The organism is Litoribrevibacter euphylliae, from assembly GCF_042646085.1.
Taxonomy (GTDB): domain Bacteria; phylum Pseudomonadota; class Gammaproteobacteria; order Pseudomonadales; family Litoribrevibacteraceae; genus Litoribrevibacter; species Litoribrevibacter euphylliae.
Genome location: NZ_JBHRSZ010000005.1, coordinates 177925 through 201065, shown reverse-complemented (window position 1 = coordinate 201065; position 23141 = coordinate 177925). Strand labels below are relative to the sequence as shown.

Sequence of the window (23141 nt, the reverse complement as noted above, 5' to 3'; positions counted from 1 at the left end):
CAGAGCATCCGAACTCTGATGTTTGGTAAGGAATTAAATCATGCGTCATCGTAAGAGTGGTCGTCACTTAAATCGTACAAGTGCACATCGCCAAGCGATGTTCAAGAACATGACCGTATCTCTTGTTGAGCATGAAGTGATTAAAACAACTCTACCTAAGGCGAAAGAGCTTCGTCGTTTTGCAGAGCCTTTAATTACTCTTGCTAAAAAAGATACAGTTGCTAACCGTCGTCTTGCTTTTGCTCGTACTCGTAGCAATGCAGCGGTAGGTAAATTGTTCAATGAACTAGGTCCTCGTTATGAGAGCCGTCCTGGTGGTTATATCCGTATCCTTAAATGCGGATTCCGTGCAGGTGATAATGCGCCAATGGCGATCGTTGAGTTAGTTGATCGTCCTTTGCCAGCTGGCGAAGACAGCGCAGAAGATTAATAAAAAGCCGGGTTTAACCCGGCTTTTTATTGTCCAATCAATTTGGATTGGTTTAAAAAGGGATCAAATGATCCCTTTTTTCGTTTTTAAGATCCGTTCTAAATACGGTTGTCACTTCTTATCATGGAAGTAATGGCTTTAAGTATTTTCCTGTATGAGAGCCTTTTGCAGTTGCTACGTCTTCAGGTGTTCCTTCTGCGATAATTGTTCCGCCACCTTTTCCGCCTTCTGGTCCTAAGTCTACGACCCAGTCTGCCGTTTTAATGACATCTAGATTATGCTCAATAACAACTACAGTATTTCCTCGATCACGAAGTTTATGCAGAACCGTTAGCAGCTGTTGAATATCATGAAAATGGAGGCCTGTGGTAGGTTCATCCAATATGTAGAGGGTGTTTCCGCTATCTCGTTTAGACAGCTCTTTGGACAGTTTAACTCGCTGCGCTTCCCCTCCTGAAAGAGTAATAGCACTCTGACCAAGTTTGATGTAACCAAGACCCACATCAAGCAGCGTTTGCAGTTTTCTTGCAATGGCGGGAATAGCATCGAAAAACTCTCGTGCATCTTCTACCGTCATATCGAGTACTTGATGAATGTTTTTACCTTTGTAAGTGATGTCGAGTGTTTCTCGGTTGTAGCGTTTCCCTTTACAGACATCACAAGGAACGTAGATATCTGGTAAAAAGTGCATTTCAACTTTGATGACGCCATCACCTTGGCAGGCCTCACAGCGGCCGCCTTTCACATTAAAGCTGAAGCGACCAGGTTTGTACCCTCTTGATCTCGCCTCTTGAGTCCCAGAAAATAATTCCCGGACTCCTGTGAAGATACCGGTATAAGTTGCGGGGTTTGATCGTGGGGTGCGTCCAATTGGGCTCTGGTCGATATCAATAACTTTGTCCAGATGATCAACGCCTTGGATATCCGTATATGGTGCGGTCGTCGATTGATGGGCTCCATTCAGCTTGTGTGCCATGATGGGATATAAAGTGGTGTTAACTAACGTTGATTTTCCTGAGCCTGAGACTCCGGTAACACAGGTCATTAAGCCGATTGGTAGCTTTAGGTTTACTTTTTGAAGGTTGTTTCCGGATGCGCCAGACAGTTCTAACCATTTTTCAGTTACGGGATGACGTTTTTCTGGAACTGAAATTTCTTTCACCCCTGACAAGTACTGTCCAGTCAGAGATGTTTCGTCCGCGCTGACTTCTTTCGGAGTACCTTTTGAAATGACTTGCCCGCCGTGTACTCCCGCGCCTGGGCCAATATCAATTACATAATCGGCCATACGAATCGCATCTTCATCGTGTTCAACCACGATGACGGTGTTGCCAAGATCTCTGAGTCTTTTCAATGTTTCAAGAAGGCGATCATTGTCTCTTTGGTGTAGGCCAATAGAGGGCTCGTCCAATATATACATGACGCCAACCAAGCCTGCACCAATCTGGCTGGCTAGTCGAATTCGCTGAGCTTCACCGCCAGATAGGGTATCGGCACTTCGATCAAGCGTAAGATATTCAAGGCCGACATTAACCAGAAAGTGTAAGCGGTCACTGATTTCTTTTACGATCTTGTCTGCAATTTGAGCTTTGGCTCCTTCGAGCTCCATTTTGGAGAACAGCTCTTGTGCATCTCCGACAGAGAGTTGGGTTACGGACGGAAGCGTTTCTTCGTTCACGAAAACATGTCGTGATGATTCTTTAAGTCTTGCGCCATCGCAACTTGGGCAAGGCTGTATGCTTAAATAATTAGAAAGTTCTTCCCGTACCAATGGGCTCTCTGTCTCTCGATATCGTCGCTCAAGGTTTGGAAGGACACCTTCGAAACTCTGTTCTTTGTAATATACATCGCCTTTTGCTGTGACATGTTTGAAGGAAACTTTGTCTTTGCCTGAACCGGAAAGAATGATCTTCTGATGTGATTTGCTTAGCTCATCCCAAGGCGTATCTAAAGAGAATTCATAGTGGTTAGCAATGGATTCCAATAACTGGAAATAATATAAGCTTCGCTTATCCCAACCTTTAATTGCGCCGGTAGCTAACGATAAGGTGTCGCTTACAATGATTTTAGATGCGTCAAAGAACTGTTTAGTCCCCAAACCATCACAGGTAGGGCAAGCGCCTGCAGGGTTATTGAAAGAAAATGATCTGGGTTCCAGTTCGGCAATGGAGTAGCCACAGCTCGGGCAGGCATGCTTGGCTGAGAAGGTAATGTCTTCTTGCTCATCGTCGTCCATAAAAGCAACTAAGGCAATTCCTTCTGATAACTCAATGGTTGTCTCCAAAGATTCGGCCAAGCGCGTTTCAATCTCTGGTTTTACTTTCAGGCGATCAACAATCACTTCGATGGTGTGTTTTTTGTTCTTATCAAGTTCAGGTAATTCATCCAGCTCATAGACTCGACCGTCAATACGAGCACGAATAAAGCCTTTGGCTTGTAGATCTTCAAATAAATGAAGGTGTTCGCCTTTGCGGTTTCTTACTACCGGTGCCAACAGCATGATTTTGCTGCCTTCGGGTAGGGCAATAATTTGGTCGACCATCTGACTGATAGTCTGCGCCTGCAGGGGCTGGTCGTGGGTTGGGCAGCGTGCTTCACCAACGCGGGCAAATAAAAGCCTTAGGTAGTCATATATCTCTGTGACAGTACCAACGGTTGATCTTGGATTGTGAGAGGTCGACTTTTGTTCAATGGATATAGCTGGAGACAAGCCTTCGATGCTGTCTACGTCAGGCTTTTCCATCATGGATAAGAACTGTCGGGCATAAGTCGACAGGCTTTCAACATAACGTCGCTGTCCTTCTGCATACAAGGTGTCGAAAGCAAGCGACGATTTACCGGAACCTGAAAGCCCTGTAATTACGACTAGCTTATCTCGTGGGATATCAAGATCGATATTTTTAAGATTGTGTGTTCTTGCACCGCGAACGGAAATAGTATCCATTAAAGCCTCTAGCCCGAATAATAAAACACCTCATTATAGGGTCTACAGGAGGGAGATAAAGAGCCAAAAGCTCTTTATCTGTTATGCAGCGTTAGATCGGTTAATTGAGTCCGTATCTAGGTTTTCATTAGCCCAATTGATTGCTTGTACTCGATTCGATGCACCAATCTTTTTGAACAGGTTATACATGTGGGTTTTTACGGTGTGCATACTGACGTTCAATTTATCGGCAATCTGAGCATTGGTCGCACCAGTGGCAGTTAGCTTCAAAATTTGTAGTTCACGCTTGGTCAATAACTGGCTTGAATCTTCTGCGGTTCTGTATGCCGTACGAGTTTGTTGCAGATAAATTTTTAGCAGTTTACGTGGTATCCATAAATCACCAGTTAGTAAGGCGTTAATGCCTTTGTATACCTGACTTTGAGGTTGGTGTGCGTAGAAGATACCGCCAATGGTTGGATGATCGATGAGCTTTTCAAACTTTGAATCAGACAAAACATTGATGAAGGCAACAGAGATAGCGTTATTTCTTTGGTAGAGTTCGTTCAGGAAGCGAATGGCTTGTTCTGGACGAATATCTCGAACATCTAGTAATAGAAGTGTTGTTAGGTCTTCATCATTTGAAATACGTTTCACGGCTTCAGCTTGGCTGGTTAGCTGAGCGGATAGATGCTGTTCGTTAATCAAATAGTTAATGATGACCGAATTTTGGAGGTTTTGTTGACCTACCAGAAGAATATGTTGAGTAGATTTCTTTAAATTAGTCATAGTGAGCTCCTCTTCCTTGGGGCGAAAAACAGTGAAATCCCTTACTGCTCTGACTAGGGAATTCTATTAAGCCACAAAAAAAGTTCGGTTTCTTGGTCTATGTCTAATTTCCTACATTGCGAGAAGATATTGTCGTAACGACAAAAGTGATAAACTTGCGGCCGATCACAAAAAGGAGTGAAGAAGGCATGAATTCTAATGAGCGCATCAGCACGTTATCACTGGCGTTGCTCTACTCATTTCGTATGTTAGGCCTGTTTATGGTGCTTCCTGTTTTATCTTTATATATGTCTCCGGAAGCCACAGGTAAAAGTTTAGAAGGGGCAACTCCCTTACTGATTGGTTTAGCGATCGGTGGCTATGGGTTAACTCAAGCTTTGATGCAGATCCCGTTTGGTTCTTTGTCTGACCGTTATGGTCGGAAGTTTCTGATCAGTATCGGCTACTGTTTGTTTATTGCTGGTAGTTTGGTCGCCGCAATGAGTGATTCTATTTATGGAATTATTGCCGGTCGCGTGTTGCAGGGGGGCGGTGCTGTGGCTGCTTGTATTATGGCGTTATTAGGTGATTTAACGTCTGAGCAGACGCGAACGCGTTCTATGGCAATGGTGGGGGCTAGCATCGGTGTTTCATTTGCCATATCAATTGTATTGGGGCCGATTGTGGATGCTTACTTCGGAATCCAAGGCGTCTTTTGGCTAACCGCAGCGTTAGGGGTACTTGGTTTGGTGATCTTATGGAAGCTAGTGCCAAACCCGCCGACCTCGGTGTATTCACTGGAAACCTTGTCGACTAAACAGGGGTTACAGAAAAGTTATTTTAATGGCGAATTGCAGCGTGTCTATTGGGGCGTTTTGATTCTTCATGCGTTGCTTACTGCGTTGTTCATTTTCTTACCGACAAAAATCATTGCTGCTTTTGATATTGAAGCGTCCATGACGGGGTGGGTTTATCTTCCTGTCGTTGTTATGGGGTTTGTACTTGCAGTGCCTTTCATTTTAATAGCCGAAGTAAAACGTCAGATGAAATGGATGATGGTGTTGGCAGTGGCTTTGATGCTGTTGGTAACATTGAGCTTAATGATGAATGTGCAAGCCGGTGCGGTGATGGCAGTACTGTTATTGGTGTTTTTTACTGCGTTTAACTTGATGGAAGCAACCCTGCCTTCTTTGGTTGCGAAGCTCGCTTCCGCTGGCACGCGGGGCAGTGCTATGGGCTTGTTTTCTTCCCATCAATTTTTAGGCGCGTTTATTGGCGGTTGGCTTGGTGGTATGGCATTGCAATGGAAAGGTGAGAATTTTCTGTTAATTGTATGCTCTGGTTTGTTGGTCGTGTGGTTGTTGCTGGTGTTGACAATGAAAGCGCCTAAGTTCTTGAAAGGTGTTTCTATTCCTTTTGTGCTCGATGAGAAGAGTGCTGAAGGTTTGGATAAGCTAGGTAGTCAACAAGGTGTACTTGAAGTCTTTCACTACAATGAGATGCAGACTTTATACATAAAATACGATCCCGATCTGACGAATGAAGGTATTATTCAGAAAACTTTAGGGAGTCCTAGCTTGGCCTAAGTGCACTCTAAGGCTACAATGGTTCCCTTCATTTTTTTCATTATTCGAACCTTGCTATAGATAGATTTTCTGGAGAGTTTCATGGCACGAGGAATTAACAAAGTCATCCTGGTTGGTAATCTTGGACAAGATCCAGAAACCAGATATACCGCGAATAACAGTGCTGTGACCAATATTACTATTGCTACCAGTGATTCATGGACCGATAAGCAATCAGGTCAGAAACAAGAGCGTACTGAGTGGCACCGTGTTGTGATGTTTAACAAACTTGGTGAAATTGCAGGCCAGTACCTACGTAAAGGCTCAAAGGTTTATATTGAAGGCGCATTGCGTACTCGTAAGTGGCAGGATCAGCAAGGTCAGGATCGTTATACTACTGAAATTGTTGCGAATGACATGCAAATGTTGGATAGCCGTGGTGGTGATCAGCCTATGGGCGGCGGACAGCCGATGAATCAGCCTATGGGTGGTTATCAGCAACCAACTGCGGCGCCTGCGCCAGCTCAATCAAATATGGCTCCTCAATCTCAGCCTATGCAGCAGCCCGTTCAACAACCGTATCAACCGCAGCAAGGTCAGCAGCCTCAGCAAGCGCCGCAACAACCTGCGCCAGCGCCAGGCGGTTTTGATGATTTCGATGATGACATTCCGTTCTAAGAGACTTCTCTCTTTGGATCGTATATAAAGCCTCACTTTCGTGGGGCTTTTTATTGGGTGTAAAAGAAAGGAGTGATGGCGATGACAGTTCAGGGGTTAATTCTTGCGGGTGGGCAGGGAACTCGAATGGGAGGCGTCGATAAAGGGCTTCAAGTGTGGCGTGGTCAGGCGTTGGTTTCTTATCCGCTATATGCGTTGGAGGACATCTGCGATTCCACGTTAATCAGTTGTAATCGTAATCTTGAGACTTATCAAACATTAGCTCATGCCGTCGTTGAAGATCAGGCGCCAGACTTTCAAGGCCCGTTGAGTGGTTTGGTCAGTTCATTGAAAGAGGTTAGTTCGGAATGGCTGTTAGTATCACCTTGTGATACGCCTTTAGTGACGAAGCAGGATTTTCAATCATTGCTTGAGAAGGCAAAAAGCTCTCCTGAGCATAAACTCTTTGCGTTGATGGCTGTTGAAAAAGCGCATCCTTTACATGCATTGATTCACAGAAGCGTCTTCCCTGGCATCGTGTCGGCTTTCAATGAAGGGCAGAGAAGCGTATTTCGGGTGTTTAAGCAGTTAGGTGTTGAATGGGTGGATGTCGACGAGCGGCATATGAAGAACTTTAATGCCTTGGCGCAGCTCGATTGATACAGGGCTGATTAGCCCCCGGTAGTGTTCATGAAACGTAAAATTTGAGGTTCGTCATGGACATCAAATTCATGACTTTTCGGCTTGATCTTCATGGCATCGACAATGATGCTTTTTAGTTCGTCATCGCTGCAACCATTACGTAACGGCTCGCGTAAATCTACGGAATGTTCATTTCCTAAACATAGCAATAAACGACCTTCGACAGTTACACGAACACGATTGCAGTCCCCGCAGAAATTGTGGGAGTGAGGTGAAATAAATCCAATACGTGAATTGCTGTCAGCAAGGCGGTAATAACGCGATGGTCCGGCGGTTTTAAAAGTATCAGGAATCAATTCGTAGTCTTGTTCGATGATGGTACGAACTTCATCACTGGTGCAGAGGCTTTCACCGCGGTTGTGTTCTGTAATAACGCCCAATGGCATTTCTTCGATAAAGCTGATGTCGATGGCTTTTTCTTTGGCGAAATTCACTAAGTCCAGGATCTCATCATCATTTCGGCCTTTGATGATCACTGAATTCAGTTTGATTTGTTTGAAACCAGCCTCGCGTGCGGCATCAATACCGGCTAACACGGCCTCTAATTTTCCGAAGCGGGTAAGATCCGTAAAGCGTTCAGCGTTAAGGCTGTCTAAGCTGATGTTGAGACGCTGTACGCCAGCGTCTTTAAGCGGTTGAGCCAAAGTGGTGAGTTGGCTACCGTTAGTGGTGGTGACGAGATCTTTCAGGCCGTCCAATTTCCCCAATTGTTGGAACAGTGATATCACGTTCTTACGAATTAAGGGCTCGCCGCCAGTGAGTCGAATCTTGGAAACGCCGAGATTAACAAAAGCTGAGGCTATGCGTTCGATTTCTTCGAGCGTCAGGATGGATGATTTAGGAAGAAAGGTCATGTCCTCCGCCATGCAGTACACGCACCGGAAATCACAACGGTCGGTTACTGACATACGAACGTAATTAACGACACGTCCAAACTGATCAATCAAAGCCATGATTTATGCTCTCTTTGTATTGCTCTCAAGGTTGAGACAAGGCTGACAATACAATAAATGGGTTGATTTGACTATTGTCGAGTATTTTACCAAAAAGTTTGATGTTTCAGATCAAGTATTTTGTAACCGACTTCAGCGAATCCTCGCACTCTGTATGGTAATTTGTGGCGGCATTGTTGATAATCCGAAGATTCGTCAAAGGTATTTGATCAGGTGAGGTTTCGATGAAGTTAATGGTGGTTGGCTCGGAGAGTCAGGTCGGTGGAGAGCTAGTGTCTCTGCTTGAAACGCAAGGCGTTGACTTTGTTGCCTTTGACTCGGATGAGCAGCTGTTTATCGACCATCGGGACATCGTTCAGTTGATTCAGGAGCATCAGCCTGATTTTTTGATTAACTCGACTTTGTACCCCTTTGTGGATCGTGCAGAAGAAGAGATTGAGCGTTGTCGTTTGAAAAATCTGGAAATTCCTCGTGCGTTGGCGAAAGCGTGTCAGGAAGCTGATATTCCGATGTTACATTTGACGTCACCCTATTTATTCGATGGTGATAAGGTCGGGCCCTATACAGAGAAAGATACCCCTAATCCGGTGAACTTGTATGGTGAAATCCATCAGGCGTCTGAGGAGGCGGTTTCTTCCATTCTAGAGAAACACATTATTATCCGGTTGGGGTTGGTGTTCAGTTCTGGCGAAGATAACTTCGTAGGGCGGGTTTTGGATCATGGCGGCGAAGATGAGCGTATGGAAGTCATTGGGCAGCAACTGGCGTGTCCAACCTCTGCCTGCAGTGCGGCAGAAGTCTTGTTGGCAATTTGCAAACAGCTGTCTTGTGATATTAACGTATGGGGCACTTATCACTATTGTGATGTGGAAGCGGTAACCCGTCGCGAATTTCTTAAGGCGGTGATTGAGGAAGCCGAGCGTCACCCCGAATTGAAAGCGCGACATGTGGAGCAAGTCAGCAGTGCTCAACACAAAGGTTCTGCGAAGCGTCCGATGAATGCGGTACTGAACTGTCAGAAGCTCTTATATACCTTTGGCATCAAGCAACGCTCATGGCGAGTGGAGTTGGCTAAAGTCGTTGTTAAATTGGCCGACAGTCGCCTCAACCCTTCTTAATTACGAATAACCTTTTCATTTTTCAGGAATCGAGATGTCAAAATTTACCCATATTGACGATAAGGGCAACGCCGTAATGGTGGATGTCTCTGAGAAACAGGCAACCACTCGAACGTCTCAGGCGGAAGGTTTTGTTTACATGAATGACGAAACCTTGGCGATGGTGATGGCTGGCTCTCATAAGAAAGGTGATGTGTTGGCCGTGGCAAGAATTGCCGGGATTCAGGCGGCAAAGAAGACGTCGGATCTGATTCCATTATGTCACCCGTTAATGCTGAGTTCGGTGAAAGTAGAGTTTGACGCGCAACCGGATCAAGGGCGGATCAAAGTGCTGTCGATGTGTAAGCTGACAGGTCAAACCGGTGTTGAAATGGAAGCACTGACTGCGGTTTCTGTGGCGTGTTTAACCGTTTATGACATGTGTAAGGCCGTTGATAAGATGATGCGGATTGACGGCGTCAGAGTGTTGTCTAAATCAGGAGGGAAGTCAGGAGATTGGCAGGTTGAGTAACTGATTTCTGGCTTTGTTTGACTGTATCCTGCCTCTGATCTTGATCTTTAGACCGTATGTCCAAATAGGAGAGAACTGGCAGCGAGTTTGCTTCGTATAGAGAAACGATGGAGTTTATGACCATTAATAAGGGTTAAACGGTAGTAAGTTTTAATCCTGTGCCGCCGATAGAATAATTAAGGAGGTGGCCTATGTACGAAATAGTGACCGACCAAACTCAAGTCCCTGTGCTTTCTGCTGTTGAAGGAGAGATAGAAGCTTGTTATCTGCCTGCTGGAACGGCTACCCGAAAGCTAGCCTCTGACTCTTGTCTGACGCCTCTTCTCCCCTCAGATTCTAGTGTAAAAAGTGACCAGCTACGGCAGTATGTGACTCAAAGTGAAGAGGGGTATTACCTGGACATTCGTTTTTCCCATGACGAGTTTGACTTCATTAATGCCATGTCCAAGTGGCTGTCTCGAATTACTACTTATGACCTTCAGACGTATCCGGATTTAGCGGAGCTGGTGGTACGGGAGTTTCGCCAAGGTGCCTGCATGGAAGACCTACCTGTGACCAAAATAAGATCTTATGCGGAGCGTTGGGATGCGTCTTTTTGGCAGACCATTCAGGTCTACAAGAAATTCAGCCGCGATTTACATGAGCACTATCAAAACTCATTAAAACGATGGGTGTGTGAACAGACGTTATAAGCGCTATGAATGTGCTGATTCACAGTGCTGGTATCAGCCACTATAGCCAATCAAACTCGGTGAGATGAGGGAATTCTCTTGGTTTAGTGTAGTCTAGAATGTTGACCCCAAAGCTTCCATTACTTAATGCTTGTGATATTTCTAATGGTGTTCCATCGAGAGCGGTTGGACTCTTCGCGAGATTAATGATGCGTTCTTGTTGAGGCTTTTTGTGTTCGTCACGAACTAACAGAACTTTCGGTTTTAGCTTATATTCCGTGTTATTCGCCAGAACAATACCTACCTGACCATTATTCAGCTCGACAATACTGCCTGTCGGAACAATTCCTACCATTAGAATGAAATGTTGAAGTAGATCGGCATCGAATTGACTGCCACGATTGTCATATAAGATCTTTAACGCTTCTGCGGGTGTGGTGGCTTTCTTATAACAGCGTTCGCTGGAAATCGCATCGTAAGCATCAACGATGGATACAATCCGAGTGTAGAGTGAAATATTCTCCGCTTTTAACTTAGCGGGGTAACCCATGCCATCTAGACGTTCATGATGATGGCGAGCCACAGTGACAATGCAAGGATCGAGTCCGCTTTGATCCTCTAATAACTCTCCACCTTTGGCCGCATGGCTTTTCATAATTTCAAATTCTTCGGCGGTAAGTCTTCCCGGCTTATTGAGAACTTCATTCGGGATTACCATCTTACCTACGTCGTGCAGCATGCCACACATGCCGACCAGAGAGAGTTCCGAATCCGACAGGCCTAGGTGACGCCCGAAGGCAATGGCCATAATGGCGACACGAAGACAGTGTTCTGCGGTGTATTCATCGCGTTCTTTAATTCGGGTCAACCATAGCAAGGCATTTGGATTCGAAACCACACTCTTAACAAAGCCATTTACGGTTTCTTGAATCGGCTCAATATCAATGTCTTCGGCTTTTTTAACTTTATTGAGAATGGAATGGATTTCAATGTCCGCTTTATCGTAAAGGGCTTTGGCTTCAGGTAATGCTCTATTGATGGGTTCGGAAATAACAGGTTTTTTAGTTGGGGCTTCCTGGGATTTCTCATTGAGACGGTGTTTTTGGTAAGAGAACCAATAATGTTTCTCGACCTCAACGATGACGTATTTACAAACAGATTTAAGTTGCTGAAGTTCTCTGTCCGTAGTGATCCTAAAGCCTTGAAACATAAAGGGAGTTTGTAACCAAGGACGATCCAGCTCCTTGACATACATGCCAATGTCCAATTGTGACACATCCAGCTTGACCTCAATAAGCTCGCTGCCGTGATGTTTAGTGGTGTGTGTGTCTGACATATATTTTTATTGTTTAGCGGGTAAGACGTTTAATGAGTATAGCAAGGCAAATTATTAAGCGGCCAAAATTACTTCGCATTTCTGGCCACTTACTAATAGTGAGTATAGGCATCCAATCGAGAAGTAATAGAAATAGAGCAAAGGCTCATGTATAAAAAGAAAAACTCTGAAGGATAAGGTTATGGTCAGGCTGCCGGAATACGACGACATGGATGCGATAGACATTGCTCAAGCTATCGCGAATAAAGAGTTATCAGTAGATGATGTGGTGGATGCGGCAATTGAGCGCATGGATAAACGAAATGGGCACATCAATGCCGTGGTGACCCCCATGATTTCGCGCTGGAAAGACGATTTTAAGCAAGCGCCTCAAGACAGCGTGTTGTACGGAGTGCCTTTTCTGCTAAAAGATTTAGTGGCGGCTTACGAAGGCGTGCCTTTCAGTTGTGGCAGTCGAGTGCTGGTGGACTACATTCCCGATCACGATTCGGAGATGGTCAAGCGTTTCAAGCAAGCGGGTTTGGTGCATTTAGGCAAAACCAATACACCAGAATTTGGATTGATGGGTGTTACTGAGCCTGAGTTATTTGGGCCAACGCGGAATCCGTGGAATTTAGATCATACGCCGGGCGGTTCCAGCGGAGGAAGTGGCGCGGCGGTCGCCTCACGTATAGTGCCTGTTGCTTCCGCGGGCGATGGTGGAGGTTCGATACGTATCCCTGCTTCTTGTTGTGGTTTGTTTGGTCTAAAGCCGTCCCGTGGTCGGACGCCAACAGGGCCAGATCAGGGGCAGCTATGGCAAGGTGCTGCTGTTGAGCATGTGTTGTCGAGAAGTGTTAGAGACAGTGCCTTGATGCTTGATCTTACGGCGGGGTCGGATCATGGAGCGCATTTCCCAATCGCAAAACCTGAAATCTCTTATTTAAAAGCAACCAAAGACGCACCGAGAAAATTAAGGATTGCCTTCAGTACCAAGAATCCAACGGGTGGTAAGGTGCATCCTGAATGTGTTCGAGCGATTGAAGAAACGGCTCGGCTATTGGTGTCGTTAGGGCATGAAGTGGAAGAAGCTCAGCCGGAGTACGATGCTCAAAAACTCTATCAATGTTATTTGTCGATGAATCTGGGTGAGACGGCGGCGTCGATTGGTCACATTGAGGAAGAATTGGGGCGTCCACTGAAGCCGGGTCAAGACATCGAGGTTATGACCGCGATGCTGGCCAAGCTCGGTAAGGCGTATTCGGCCAAAGAGTTCGCGCAAGCTCTACATGCCTGGAATCTCTATGCGCGCGCGTTAGGTGAGTTTCATAAAACCTACGATCTTTACATGACGCCAACGATGGCCGATTTACCTGCCAAAGTAGGTGAGTTAATGCCTTCTCCTGTGGAAAAAATTGTTTTACGAGGCCTATATAAGTTACCTGTGGCTGGGTTGTTAAAACGTGCGGGGATTTTTGAGCAACTCGCGTTTCGACAGTTGGAGAAACTGCCTTTTACGCAGTTGGCGAATTTAACTGGTCAGCCGGCGATGTCGGTGCCTGCGCACTGGGCGGATAATGGATTACCTGTCGGCGTGCAGTTTATGGCCCCAATGGGTGATGAAACCACCTTATTTCAGTTGGCGGCGCAACTGGAAGCCGAGCTTAAGTGGCAAGCACATAAACCAGCCTGGATTGAGCATTAGCTTTTAAGGACTGGTTGGGTTAAGAAAACAACAGCGCCGATAGCAAATGTCCTAAGGCGCTGTTATTTTCGAAAATAATAAGTCGTAGAGATGTAGGTGAACTCAGTAGAGCAAGGTATACAGCTTACGTTGATATTTGGCTTTCAATGCGTCGGCGTTGGTGAGCGAAGACAGTATATCGGTCATGGTTTTCTTGAGCTCGCCATCACTAGCATTAATGTCTTTTCGCAAATGGCTCAACAAGAGTTCCAGGGCTTCTTCCGTACGATTGGCTTGGTTGTATTGTACCGCTAACTCAAGAGCTAAGGTGGCATTTTCAGGCGAAGCTGACAGCTTTTCTTCCAAGAGTTTTAATTCTGGTGAATCCGCGGCATCGGCTGCCAATTCCAGCTTGGCTTTCACTTGATTGTATTGCGCGTCATGATCTTGCATTGGGATGGCATCAATCACGGCCTGAGCTGCTTCAAAATTAGCCAGTTCAATTAACACGTCGGCAAAGGCGAGAGCGATATCGGAACGCTTTGGTTCTGCAAGATGAGCCGCGTTTAATAATGCACAGGCTGAATCCAGATCACCTTCCGCTAACTTTTCCTGGGCTTGTTGATAGGCGATTTCATATTCTTTCGGTAAATGCTTCTCCAACATCTCACGGATTTCAGATTCCGGTTGCACGCCCATAAAACCATCAACGGGTTGGCCGTTCTTCATTAAGGCAACCGTTGGCAAAGATCGCACGCCAAATTGAGCGGCAATGGTTTGTTGCTCGTCGCAGTTTACCTTCGCTAACAGTAACTGACCGTTGTATTCATTGGCCAGTTTTTCCAACACGGGCATTAACGCTTTACAGGGGGCACACCAGTCAGCCCAAAAGTCGACCACGACTAATCGTTTTTGAGATTCTTCAAGAATCGTTTGTTGGAAGTTGTCTTGGGTAACTTCGACGATATTGTTTGATGCAGATGGGGTTGCAGGGTTATCCAATTCGATCATGTATACATCTCTGAGACTGACTTGCGGAGGCCGCAAAAAATTGTAGGTTGCACTAATAATGGGGGTGGAATGGTGAGATTTCAATTCTGGGAGTGGTTGGTCGCTAAAAAGCCCTCTATATGGTGAGGGCTTACTGCAGAAGGATTGAGAATACGAACAGGCGTTGATTCCCAGTTAGGCTATGGCGTTTAAGTTAATGCCCACTCGCTGTTCCGCGTTTTGTTCCAAGAACCCAGAAACCAACGCATTTTGAGCACCGCTATCAGGTTCGTCGTTTTGATCTGCAAGCGACGGGCTGAACGAGCTGGTATCATCGGATGATTCAATGTCTGTGTTGTCGGAACTTCGGATTGCTTCTCGGGTCTCCGCCAGTTGAGCTGCATTCTCTGATTGAACTCGCTGTAAGTTGTCGCCATTAGTGAGATCGTTTCGATCCGCTGGCGCTTGAGCTGCATCACTCTGAACTGGTTGGGTTTGATTCGGTTCAGGCGCTGAATCATTTCTTTGAACAGGTTGTTCATTGTTCTGAAGATCATCTCTGCTCAGTGCATCACGCGTTGGCACCTCCGTCTCCGGTTGATCGTTGTTGGAGAGGGTGACAGTGACATCTTGAGTTGGCCGCTCCGGTGGAGCATCGAGATTCACTTCTGAACGGCGTGGTTCATTATTGGTTTCGTTCAGTTCGGCACGTCTTGCCTGCAGTTCCGGATCGTCCCGTCGGTTAATCTCTTCTTGCGGTTGGGTCGACGATTGACTGTCGTTCCTTGGTGATGGCTCATCGGACGCTTCGGGGCCACGAGCAGAAACGTTGTCTTGAGAGGCATTTCGAGTTGTACTGGCAACACGTTGCTCTTCCTCTCCAGTGTTCAGCGACTGAACCAGAGGATTGATGCCAGTTGTTGCAGTAATGTTAGTCATACGAATTTAGCCACATTTATGGATAGTTGTACAATTAATATACAATAGTAAGCGGTTTCTCTCAAGAAAATGCCTTTCGTCTTACTAGAACGAAACGTACTAAAAATGGAACTTCTTACTCTTATAATAAGTGCCTGTCTAGGGAATGGCGGAGGCTTATCGGTGTTTATAATTTGTACGCAGTTGTTCGCGGTTGTTGATACTCTGCCACGAGTTTCTGATACCGGGTATTGAGGCTGTATGAAGTGTCCTTGATCTCAAGTACACTTCTGAACGATGAATCTCAAGAGCGATTAATCTCAAGAACAACAAGCATCAGCGTGACCAAGAGGACGTCATGAAAGGAATCGACTTTAATCACACCATTGATCGTACAGAATCTTCGAGCATGAAGTGGGAAAAATACCGAGGTCAGGATGTATTACCCATGTGGGTGGCGGACAGCGACTTCAGGGTTGCGGATGAAATTATTGATGCGCTAAAAAGCCGCGCCGATCATGGTATTTTTGGCTACACCCTGGTGCCGGATCGTTTGAAGACTCTGGTGGTTGAGCGGATGGCTCGACTGTACCGCTGGCAGATAGACCCCGACAGTTTGGTGTTTATTCCTGGGCTAGTGTGTGGCTTGAATATTACGGCTCGGGCGTTTGGTGATGAAGCGAAAGAAGTGGGAATCCCTACTCCTATTTACCCTCCGTTTGTGTCGTCGGTGAATAACGCGGGTTTGACTGCCTGCTATTTACCTTTCATTGAACAATCTGGCCGTTGGATGCTGGATTGGCAAGCGCTGGAAGCCAAGGCTGATCGCATCAGTTTGTTGATGTTATGCAATCCTCAAAACCCTGGTGGTACCGTTTTTCGTCGTGACGAACTGGAGCGTTTGGCGCAGTTGGCGGAGCAATACGGTTGGATCGTGTGTTCTGATGAAATTCACTGCGATTTGCTGTTGGATGACCTGCCTCATATTCCGTTTGCGTCTCTCTCAGACGAGGCCGCAGCACGTTCCTGTACCCTGATGGCACCGAGTAAAACCTGGAATATCGCAGGATTAGGCTGTTCTTTTGCAATCATTGAAAACGCACAGCTACGCGCCAGGTTTAAACGCGCGGCGCAAGGCATTGTGCCGGAACTGAATCTAATGGCGATAGAAGCTGCTATGGCCGCGTATGAGCACGGTCAGCCATGGTTGAGTGAGCAGATTCAGTATTTGCGTGACAGTCGTGATTATATCGAACAACAAGTGGCGGAGATTGATGGCATCGAGATGCTTCATATTGAGGCGACCTTCTTAGCTTGGATTGATGCTTCGGGGCTAGGGTTGGAGAATCCAGCGAAGTATTTTGAATCTTATGGCGTGGGTTTTTCGCCGGGAAGTGACTTCGGTAATGATCAGTTCATTCGCTTGAACTTTGGTTGTCAGCGCGCTTTATTAGAAGAGGCGTTTGCCCGGATTCGTCGAGCCATTACGGATTTATCCGATTAAAGAAGAACGATAATGCCAAATCACAGCAGATCGCAACAGACCATATCGGAAGAGTATGCACGTCTTACTATCTTGGCAGGGCGGGTCGCTATGGGGACGGCGTTGTTTTTGATTCTTGCCAAAGTAGTGGCGGTGATGATGACCGGGTCGTCGAGTGTGTTGGCATCGCTGACCGATTCGTTATTGGATTTGGCGGCATCGACGGCCAACTTATTTGCGTTAAAACTCGCCATTCAGCCTGCCGATAAAGAACACCGATTTGGTCATGGTAAGGCTGAAGGTTTGGCCGGATTGGCTCAAAGTGCCTTTATTTCAGGTTCCTGCGTGTTGCTGGTGCTGCACGCGGTGGATCGCATTATCGAGCCGCAACCGGTACGTCAGCCGGAAGTCGGGATCGCCGTGATGTTGCTGTCGATTGTGGTGACGCTTGGCTTGGTCAGTTTTCAGCGTTATGTGGCTCGAGTGACGGGAAGTTTGGCCGTTACTGCCGATTCGCTCCACTACAAAGGCGATCTGCTGATGAATCTGGCGATTATGGTTGCGGTGATCTTAGCGTCTTATGGTTTTGACGCTGTGGATGGCTGGTTTGCCTTGCTGGTGGCGTTATACATTCTGTTCAGTGCCTGGGGCATTGCCAAAGAGGCGGTGAATGCGCTTATGGATCGTGCCTTGGATGACGACAGCCATCGCTTGATTAGAGAGACGGTTGCGGCTCATCCCGAGGTTCATGGCTTGCATGAACTGAGAACACGGCAATCGGGGCCGACCAAGTTCATTCAATTCCATCTGGAGCTGGACGATTTTTTACCCTTGTACGATGCTCATCAAATCGCCGATCAGGTGGAAGCGTCGTTACGAGACGCTTTTCCTGATGCCGATATTTTGATACACCAAGACCCACAAAGCGTTGTGCGAAAGCGTAATGGAACCGTTAAGTCTTAACACTTACGGGAACCAAGCGTTATGAATGGCGTGCTATGAATCAAAGTGCGCTGCAATTTTTTCACGGTTTGGACGCTCAATAACGCCACGTTCTGTGACAATGGCATCAATTAAATCCGCAGGTGTGACATCAAAGGATGGATTGAGTGCCGACACGCCTTCCGGGGCAATTGGAATATCCTGATAGTGCGTCACTTCTTGATCCGCCCGTTGCTCGATGGGAATGTCATCGCCCTGATGAATAGTGAGATCAAAGGTCGAACTGGGTGCTGCCACCATCACTTTACAGTTGTGATGTCGAGCCAGAATCGCCAGATTGTAGGTACCCACTTTATTTGCCACTGAGCCATCGGCAGCAATACGATCTGCCCCGACGATCAGCCAATCTACCGAATTGTGTTTTAAGGTATGACCCGCCGCGCCTTCTGTTACTAGGCGCACCGGAATACCTGCTTGCTGGAGTTCCCACGAGGTCAATCGTGCGCCTTGCAACCAAGGGCGAGTTTCACCGGCAAACACCTGAGATATTTTATCTTGAGTAAAGGCGCTGCGAATGACTCCCAAAGCCGTGCCATGCCCACCGGTGGCTAAAGCTCCGGCATTACAGTGGGTATAGACAGTGCTATTGGGTGACAACAAGTCAGCACCGTGATCACCAATGCTGTGGCAGAAGTGGATGTCTTGCTGGTGGATTGATATTGCTTCTTCGATCAAGGCCGTCACTATGGCATCGATGGCGGTGTGTTTTGCTACCGCTTTCAGCAAGCACAGCTTCATGCGATCCAGGGCCCACATTAAGTTAATGGCGGTGGGGCGGCTGTTGGATAGCAGTGTTATGTCGGCCATGATGGGGGTTAAGTCTTCCGAGGATAATGTACCCCGATGCGCCATAGCTGAGAGGGCAACGCCGTAGGCGGCGGTAATGCCAATGGCCGGTGCGCCGCGAACCACCATGTCGGTAATGGCATGGGCAACGGAAGGTGCATCCTGATAGCTGATCCAGTGGATTTGATGCGGTAATAGACGTTGATCCAGCAGTTCCAAAGCACCGTTATTCCAGCGGATGGGGCTGAATTCCTGTGGTTCAAAATTCATCAGAGTCGAAGGAAGAGAGTTGGTTGTTGCCATGATTGCAACCTTTGTCTGTGTTTGGGTTTAGGGGCGTTACGCGTTAGCAGGTGATGCTTCGGTGAGCAGGTGATGGACACTGGCTTCCAGTAATTGCGTTACTTGATGCATGCCAGTATCGATGACCGCCCGAATATCGTCCATGGTAATTTCTTCGGTGGTTTTTCCCGCTGCCGGGTTCACTGACAAGCAAATGCTTGCGTAATTTAAATTGAGTTCTCTGGCCAGTGCCGCTTCAGGCATGGCGGTCATTCCTACCAGGTCGCAGCCATCACGTTCGTATTTAGCGATTTCTGCGGCGGTTTCCAGACGAGGGCCTTGAGTGGCGGCGTACGTGCCACCATCTGTCATTGGCAGATCAAGATGGTGCCCCTGTTCAATTAATACGGCACGTAAGGACTCGGTGAACGGATACGAAAAGTCGATGTGTTGCACCGAGAGCAGACCGTTGCCCTCTTCTTGCTGTGAGAAAGTGTGCTCGCGCCCCCAGGTGTAATCAATCAGCTGGTCAGGAATGCAGAGCTGGCCTGTTGGTGCGTTTTCGGTGATGCCACCCACTGCGTTCACCGCAAACACATCGGTCACTCCCAATTGATGCAGCGCATGAATATTGGCGCGGTAGTTGATCTGATGCGGAGGCAAACAATGAGGCTGACCATGACGAGCCAGAAAGTAGACCGACTGGCCTTGGAGAGTCAGCTTTTGAATCTTCCCAGAAGGCGCACCATAGGGCGTAGTGACTTGAATGGTTTCTTGAGAAACGGCATTTGGGAACTGGTTTAATCCTGTGCCGCCAATGATGGCAATCGTGCGCAAACTAGACTCCTTGGCTCTGTGAATTCGGTCGATGGTGATTCGTTCTATGTCGATTCTTTCAGTGCTGATTCGTTGATGAATACGACGACATAATGCGGTGCATCTTGGATGGGTCAAGAGTATAACGCAAGTCTTACACGGCGCTATGGTGGTTTGGTCGGGTCGAATCTGTATCCGCTGCTATACTGAGGTGATCTTGGGTTAGAACGGACTTCTTGATAGGTGCCGTGAACCTTGGATTAAGGCATGGGCTAAGGCTTTCGTTTTTTCGTTCATACGGATTCTGAAGGAAGGAAAGGGAATGATATCCAATGTTCTGACAATCGAAGGAAGTACCACTCAAAGAGCGGTGTTAGAGCGCTTGTTCAGCTCGGTGGGGATGAATGCCGTGTTGTTGGATAACTCCGATCAGCTTGATGCCGCACTTTCAGAAACGAGTTTTGATTTTATCTGCTTAGCGATGCAACTGCCTGGACCGCGTGATGGACTGGCCGTATGCCGCTACATCCGAGAACAACCTGGCTATCAATATACACCGATTGTGCTGCTGACGACCGAAGGGGCGGCGGCCACTCAAAGTGACGCTTTCAGCGCCGGGATCACCGACATTTTCAATCGCCATGAACTGGTTGAATTAGGTGCCTATTTAACGCGTCATTTGGAACGTCTGCGCCCGGTCGAGGGGTGTGTGCTGTACGTTGAGGATTCCAAAAGCCAGCAACTGCCCATGATAAAGTTTTTGAATGATGCAGGATTAAGCGTCGACGCCTACGAAACCGGCGAGGCGGCCTGGTATGCCTTTCAGAATCGACATTATGACTTAATTCTCACGGACGTGGTGTTAGCCGGTGATATTTCTGGTTTGCAACTGGTTCACAAAATTCGACGCATTGGGGGTGAAAAGGGGGATGTTCCCATCATCGCCATCACTGGTTTCGATGACTCGGCACGGAGAATTGAACTGCTGCAACGCGGTGTCAACGACTACGTGTCTAAGCCCGTGTTACCGATGGAGGTGATCGTTCGTGTTCGTACTTTGTTGCGAAACAGTCAGCTGATTGCACAACTTAAGGATCAGAATGAAAAGATCGAACAACAAAGCAAAAACCAACTCGCCTTTCTTGCCAGTATTAGCCATGACGTACGTACACCGTTGAATGGCATTTTAGGGATTCTCGATCTCATTCAGTCGGATCCGTTGTCCGAACGTCATCAGGAATTGCTGGCCATCGCAATGCAATCCGGGGATCACTTAGTGTCGATAATTGACGATGTGTTGGATCTGTCGCGGGCTGAAATTGAAGAGTTTCATGTTGATTTTCGACCGATGATGATCAAGAAAATTGCAGACAATGTGATTCAGAATATCAAGCAGCAAGCGGACAAGAAGAACATACGCCTTACTCTTTCTTACTCTGACAACATGCCCGACCTGATGCTGGGTGATAACAAACGCTTCTATCAGATATTGATGAATCTTATCGGCAATGCGGTCAAGTTTACCGAACAGGGCGGTGTCGAAGTGATGCTGGACTATCTGCCGCCGGAGGGGGAAACTCAGGAGGGGGTGTTGCAAGGTTCGGTACGAGATACTGGTCGAGGAATACCGCAAGTGCAATGCGACACTATATTCAATAAGTTTCATCAGGTGGATGCCGTAGCGCGGAGCAAAGGCGGCAGTGGCCTTGGCCTGGCCATCGTTCGCACCATTGTTGAAACTTGGGGTGGGACATTGGGTGTGGAGTCGAAACTGGGTGAGGGATCGCGTTTTTGGTTTCATCTACCGATAGAAGCGCTGCCTGATAACGAAGAAAGTAAGGTAACTCAAAGCGTACAACCGCAAGTGTTTCAGGGCGATGAACTTCGGGTGCTTATGGTTGAAGACAATAACGTTAACCAGCTGGTGACGGGCAGTATGCTGGATAAAATGTCGGTGCCTTATCGTGTGGCAGAAAATGGTCAGGAAGCGCTGACCATGTTGGATGCGGAGGAGTATAACCTGGTCATTATGGATTGCTTGATGCCTATCATGGATGGCTATGAAGCAGCGGCCAGTATCCGTCACTCTAAGAAAGCCTATGAGAATATTTACATCATCGCCCTAACGGCCTCTGCAATGCTGGATGAAGAACGCAAATGCTATCGCATGGGCATGAATGATTTTGTGGCGAAACCGCTGTTGTTTGATACCTTAGTGCGTGCCTTAAACAAGGCGTATAGCGTGATTTATACTTCCGACAAGAAATTGGTTCACTTTTAGGGCGCTTCTTTCATGGGCAGCGCTCCCATGTACAGCGTCTCCACTCCATGGTAAGTGCCTCCATAGAAAATGCCGAACAACTACCGCTCAACTAATCCGGTTAAACGACTACTAGAGTTAAACAACTACCACAGTTAAATTGCTACGGCTGAGTTCCTACAGTTGAATATGGAGGTGACGCTGTCTATAAGCGAGCTCACTAATGCGCTCGAACCTGCACTGAGTTGATCGATTCAGACACTTGCGAGTCTTCTGAACTAGCGCTGTGTTCCCGAGGTTGCTTGGCCGTTTCTGGTTTCGCGGCCGTCGTTGGTTCCGGCAACTGTTGCTTCAGATACACCACTTGTCGTTCGAGATGGTGAATGTGTTTGATCAGTTGCTTCACCACGCTTTCCACGTCTTCTTTCGACGCGAGTAGAGAAGTCGCACTGTCGATGTCGTGCTTGGTTAACTGCCTTTTGCTGAGATCTCTGAGGTCGTCCCGAGTTGCCAATTGCGCCATGAGGATTTCGATACGCGAATGGTGGGTTTCCATTTGATTCGCCAAAACGGCTTGTGCGGTTTTCAGCGAATGTTCTTTGGCGAGAGGCGCAAGATCATCTCGGGTGGCCAGCGTTTCTACTTTCTCAGTCAGCACTGGGATGTTGGCTAATACCTCCGATAACGCGGAAATATCCGTTTTCGATGCCAAGGCGTCCAATTCTTTGGAGGTGGCCAGCGACGCCAGTTCTTCCGTCTTAGCGAGTTGTTTGAGTTCGACCGAACGGGCTAATGGTGCCAGATCAAACTTGTCGGCCTTTTGTGCCAATTCATTCAGTTGTTTATTGAACTGAAAGTTTACATGGTCGTTGAATACGGCCATTTGATTGGACAGTGCATTCAGATGGGATAACTTTGCGTTATCTTTGACATCCTTATGGGTGGCCACCCCCGAAAGGGCCAAAATTCGATCACGTCCGTGATCTGTCGCTTGTTCAAGGGCGGTTTGAACCTCTTTTACTGCTGATTTGCCTGACTCAAGCTGCTGCTCCAATTTGCTTTGTGTTCGATCCAGGGTTTGATTGGCCGAGGCTTTGAGCTGTTGATCTACTTCTGTACCGCGTTCAATGAGATCGGCAGAGGCTTTTTGAGTGGCTTCGATGAGTTTTTTACCGCTTTGTTTACGACGATCATTGATGAGTAAGGCGATGCCTAAGGCGGTGGTGGCCAGTTTAGCTAATGGTGATTTTCCAGGAGATGCACTTGCTGTCATGGTATTGCTCCTCACGTATTAAGTGTTGGGTATT

20 protein-coding genes are annotated in these 23141 nt (G+C 47.1%); 11 read left to right on the top strand and 9 right to left on the bottom strand.

Annotated elements, in window-relative coordinates:
* Window positions 1–40: 40 nt before the first annotated feature.
* Window positions 41–430, top strand: a complete 390-nt coding sequence (rplQ, locus tag ACFOEK_RS13690) for a 50S ribosomal protein L17 (RefSeq protein WP_386721889.1) — start codon at window positions 41–43, stop codon at window positions 428–430.
* A gap of 121 nt (window positions 431–551) precedes the next feature.
* Here rplQ and uvrA read toward each other — a convergent pair whose 3' ends face one another.
* Together uvrA and ACFOEK_RS13680 are read right to left on the bottom strand one after the other, a co-directional pair.
* Window positions 552–3374, bottom strand: coding sequence for an excinuclease ABC subunit UvrA (uvrA, locus tag ACFOEK_RS13685; RefSeq protein WP_386721887.1), 2823 nt, complete (start codon window positions 3372–3374; stop codon window positions 552–554).
* A gap of 81 nt (window positions 3375–3455) precedes the next feature.
* Complete coding sequence (locus tag ACFOEK_RS13680) at window positions 3456–4142, bottom strand: LuxR C-terminal-related transcriptional regulator (RefSeq protein ID WP_386721885.1); 687 nt, start codon at window positions 4140–4142, stop codon at window positions 3456–3458.
* A gap of 188 nt (window positions 4143–4330) precedes the next feature.
* Between ACFOEK_RS13680 and ACFOEK_RS13675 the strand changes: the two genes are divergently transcribed.
* From ACFOEK_RS13675 to mobA, 3 genes are all read left to right on the top strand, one after another.
* Window positions 4331–5707, top strand: coding sequence for an MFS transporter (locus ACFOEK_RS13675; RefSeq protein ID WP_386721883.1), 1377 nt, complete (start codon window positions 4331–4333; stop codon window positions 5705–5707).
* An 81-nt stretch (window positions 5708–5788) separates the two neighbouring features.
* Window positions 5789–6364: a single-stranded DNA-binding protein gene (ssb, locus tag ACFOEK_RS13670; protein ID WP_386721881.1), complete on the top strand. Its 576-nt coding sequence runs from the start codon at window positions 5789–5791 to the stop codon at window positions 6362–6364.
* 75 nt (window positions 6365–6439) lie between these two features.
* A complete protein-coding gene (mobA, locus tag ACFOEK_RS13665; RefSeq protein WP_386721879.1) occupies window positions 6440–7003 on the top strand; it encodes a molybdenum cofactor guanylyltransferase MobA in 564 nt (187 codons plus the stop codon).
* 11 nt (window positions 7004–7014) lie between these two features.
* Here mobA and moaA read toward each other — a convergent pair whose 3' ends face one another.
* Complete coding sequence (gene moaA / locus ACFOEK_RS13660; RefSeq protein WP_386721877.1) at window positions 7015–7998, bottom strand: GTP 3',8-cyclase MoaA; 984 nt, start codon at window positions 7996–7998, stop codon at window positions 7015–7017.
* Between the two features lie 224 nt (window positions 7999–8222).
* On the opposite strand from moaA, the gene ACFOEK_RS13655 reads away from it, so the two are divergent.
* The 3 genes from ACFOEK_RS13655 (at window position 8223) to ACFOEK_RS13645 (ending at window position 10319) form a co-directional block, all read left to right on the top strand.
* Window positions 8223–9116 (top strand): SDR family oxidoreductase, encoded by an 894-nt coding sequence (locus ACFOEK_RS13655; protein ID WP_386721875.1) that lies wholly within the window; start codon window positions 8223–8225, stop codon window positions 9114–9116.
* Between the two features lie 34 nt (window positions 9117–9150).
* Window positions 9151–9627 (top strand): cyclic pyranopterin monophosphate synthase MoaC, encoded by a 477-nt coding sequence (moaC, locus tag ACFOEK_RS13650; protein WP_386721873.1) that lies wholly within the window; start codon window positions 9151–9153, stop codon window positions 9625–9627.
* A 191-nt stretch (window positions 9628–9818) separates the two neighbouring features.
* Window positions 9819–10319, top strand: coding sequence for a hypothetical protein (locus ACFOEK_RS13645; RefSeq protein WP_386721871.1), 501 nt, complete (start codon window positions 9819–9821; stop codon window positions 10317–10319).
* A gap of 40 nt (window positions 10320–10359) precedes the next feature.
* Here ACFOEK_RS13645 and ACFOEK_RS13640 read toward each other — a convergent pair whose 3' ends face one another.
* Window positions 10360–11634: an HD-GYP domain-containing protein gene (locus ACFOEK_RS13640; RefSeq protein ID WP_386721869.1), complete on the bottom strand. Its 1275-nt coding sequence runs from the start codon at window positions 11632–11634 to the stop codon at window positions 10360–10362.
* A gap of 181 nt (window positions 11635–11815) precedes the next feature.
* Between ACFOEK_RS13640 and ACFOEK_RS13635 the strand changes: the two genes are divergently transcribed.
* Entirely contained in the window at window positions 11816–13318 is a 1503-nt protein-coding gene (locus ACFOEK_RS13635) for an amidase (protein WP_386721867.1), read from the top strand.
* Window positions 13319–13420: 102 nt separating this feature from the next.
* Here ACFOEK_RS13635 and trxA read toward each other — a convergent pair whose 3' ends face one another.
* Window positions 13421–14308: a thioredoxin gene (gene trxA / locus ACFOEK_RS13630; RefSeq protein WP_386721865.1), complete on the bottom strand. Its 888-nt coding sequence runs from the start codon at window positions 14306–14308 to the stop codon at window positions 13421–13423.
* A 174-nt stretch (window positions 14309–14482) separates the two neighbouring features.
* The gene (locus ACFOEK_RS13625; protein WP_386721863.1) at window positions 14483–15226 is read right to left on the bottom strand and encodes a hypothetical protein; all 744 of its coding nucleotides are present in this window, start codon (window positions 15224–15226) and stop codon (window positions 14483–14485) included.
* Between the two features lie 337 nt (window positions 15227–15563).
* Here ACFOEK_RS13625 and ACFOEK_RS13620 point away from each other — a divergent pair, with 337 nt between their 5' ends.
* Together ACFOEK_RS13620 and ACFOEK_RS13615 are read left to right on the top strand one after the other, a co-directional pair.
* Window positions 15564–16709: a MalY/PatB family protein gene (locus ACFOEK_RS13620; protein WP_386721861.1), complete on the top strand. Its 1146-nt coding sequence runs from the start codon at window positions 15564–15566 to the stop codon at window positions 16707–16709.
* A gap of 12 nt (window positions 16710–16721) precedes the next feature.
* Window positions 16722–17651, top strand: coding sequence for a cation diffusion facilitator family transporter (locus tag ACFOEK_RS13615; RefSeq protein ID WP_386721859.1), 930 nt, complete (start codon window positions 16722–16724; stop codon window positions 17649–17651).
* A gap of 33 nt (window positions 17652–17684) precedes the next feature.
* On the opposite strand, the gene mtnA is transcribed toward ACFOEK_RS13615, so the two are convergent.
* Both mtnA and ACFOEK_RS13605 read right to left on the bottom strand, forming a co-directional pair.
* Window positions 17685–18779 carry an S-methyl-5-thioribose-1-phosphate isomerase gene (gene mtnA / locus ACFOEK_RS13610; protein ID WP_386721857.1) on the bottom strand — a complete coding sequence of 365 codons (1095 nt, stop codon included), beginning with the start codon at window positions 18777–18779 and terminating at the stop codon, window positions 17685–17687.
* A 36-nt stretch (window positions 18780–18815) separates the two neighbouring features.
* The gene (locus tag ACFOEK_RS13605; RefSeq protein ID WP_386721855.1) at window positions 18816–19595 is read right to left on the bottom strand and encodes an S-methyl-5'-thioinosine phosphorylase; all 780 of its coding nucleotides are present in this window, start codon (window positions 19593–19595) and stop codon (window positions 18816–18818) included.
* 301 nt (window positions 19596–19896) lie between these two features.
* On the opposite strand from ACFOEK_RS13605, the gene ACFOEK_RS13600 reads away from it, so the two are divergent.
* On the top strand, window positions 19897–21855 hold the full coding sequence (locus tag ACFOEK_RS13600; protein ID WP_386721853.1) for a response regulator: 1959 nt from the start codon (window positions 19897–19899) through the stop codon (window positions 21853–21855).
* Window positions 21856–22054: 199 nt separating this feature from the next.
* On the opposite strand, the gene ACFOEK_RS13595 is transcribed toward ACFOEK_RS13600, so the two are convergent.
* A complete protein-coding gene (locus ACFOEK_RS13595) occupies window positions 22055–23107 on the bottom strand; it encodes a hypothetical protein (protein WP_386721851.1) in 1053 nt (350 codons plus the stop codon).
* Window positions 23108–23141 lie beyond the last annotated feature (34 nt).

Coding starts and splice junctions, on each gene's coding strand:
- rplQ (WP_386721889.1), top strand. CDS start 41: ATGCGTCATCGTAAGAGTGGTCGTCACTTAAATCGTACAAGTGCACAT.
- uvrA (WP_386721887.1), bottom strand. CDS start 3,374: ATGGATACTATTTCCGTTCGCGGTGCAAGAACACACAATCTTAAAAAT.
- ACFOEK_RS13680 (WP_386721885.1), bottom strand. CDS start 4,142: ATGACTAATTTAAAGAAATCTACTCAACATATTCTTCTGGTAGGTCAA.
- ACFOEK_RS13675 (WP_386721883.1), top strand. CDS start 4,331: ATGAATTCTAATGAGCGCATCAGCACGTTATCACTGGCGTTGCTCTAC.
- ssb (WP_386721881.1), top strand. CDS start 5,789: ATGGCACGAGGAATTAACAAAGTCATCCTGGTTGGTAATCTTGGACAA.
- mobA (WP_386721879.1), top strand. CDS start 6,440: ATGGCGATGACAGTTCAGGGGTTAATTCTTGCGGGTGGGCAGGGAACT.
- moaA (WP_386721877.1), bottom strand. CDS start 7,998: ATGGCTTTGATTGATCAGTTTGGACGTGTCGTTAATTACGTTCGTATG.
- ACFOEK_RS13655 (WP_386721875.1), top strand. CDS start 8,223: ATGAAGTTAATGGTGGTTGGCTCGGAGAGTCAGGTCGGTGGAGAGCTA.
- moaC (WP_386721873.1), top strand. CDS start 9,151: ATGTCAAAATTTACCCATATTGACGATAAGGGCAACGCCGTAATGGTG.
- ACFOEK_RS13645 (WP_386721871.1), top strand. CDS start 9,819: ATGTACGAAATAGTGACCGACCAAACTCAAGTCCCTGTGCTTTCTGCT.
- ACFOEK_RS13640 (WP_386721869.1), bottom strand. CDS start 11,634: ATGTCAGACACACACACCACTAAACATCACGGCAGCGAGCTTATTGAG.
- ACFOEK_RS13635 (WP_386721867.1), top strand. CDS start 11,816: ATGGTCAGGCTGCCGGAATACGACGACATGGATGCGATAGACATTGCT.
- trxA (WP_386721865.1), bottom strand. CDS start 14,308: ATGATCGAATTGGATAACCCTGCAACCCCATCTGCATCAAACAATATC.
- ACFOEK_RS13625 (WP_386721863.1), bottom strand. CDS start 15,226: ATGACTAACATTACTGCAACAACTGGCATCAATCCTCTGGTTCAGTCG.
- ACFOEK_RS13620 (WP_386721861.1), top strand. CDS start 15,564: ATGAAAGGAATCGACTTTAATCACACCATTGATCGTACAGAATCTTCG.
- ACFOEK_RS13615 (WP_386721859.1), top strand. CDS start 16,722: ATGCCAAATCACAGCAGATCGCAACAGACCATATCGGAAGAGTATGCA.
- mtnA (WP_386721857.1), bottom strand. CDS start 18,779: ATGGCAACAACCAACTCTCTTCCTTCGACTCTGATGAATTTTGAACCA.
- ACFOEK_RS13600 (WP_386721853.1), top strand. CDS start 19,897: ATGATATCCAATGTTCTGACAATCGAAGGAAGTACCACTCAAAGAGCG.
- ACFOEK_RS13595 (WP_386721851.1), bottom strand. CDS start 23,107: ATGACAGCAAGTGCATCTCCTGGAAAATCACCATTAGCTAAACTGGCC.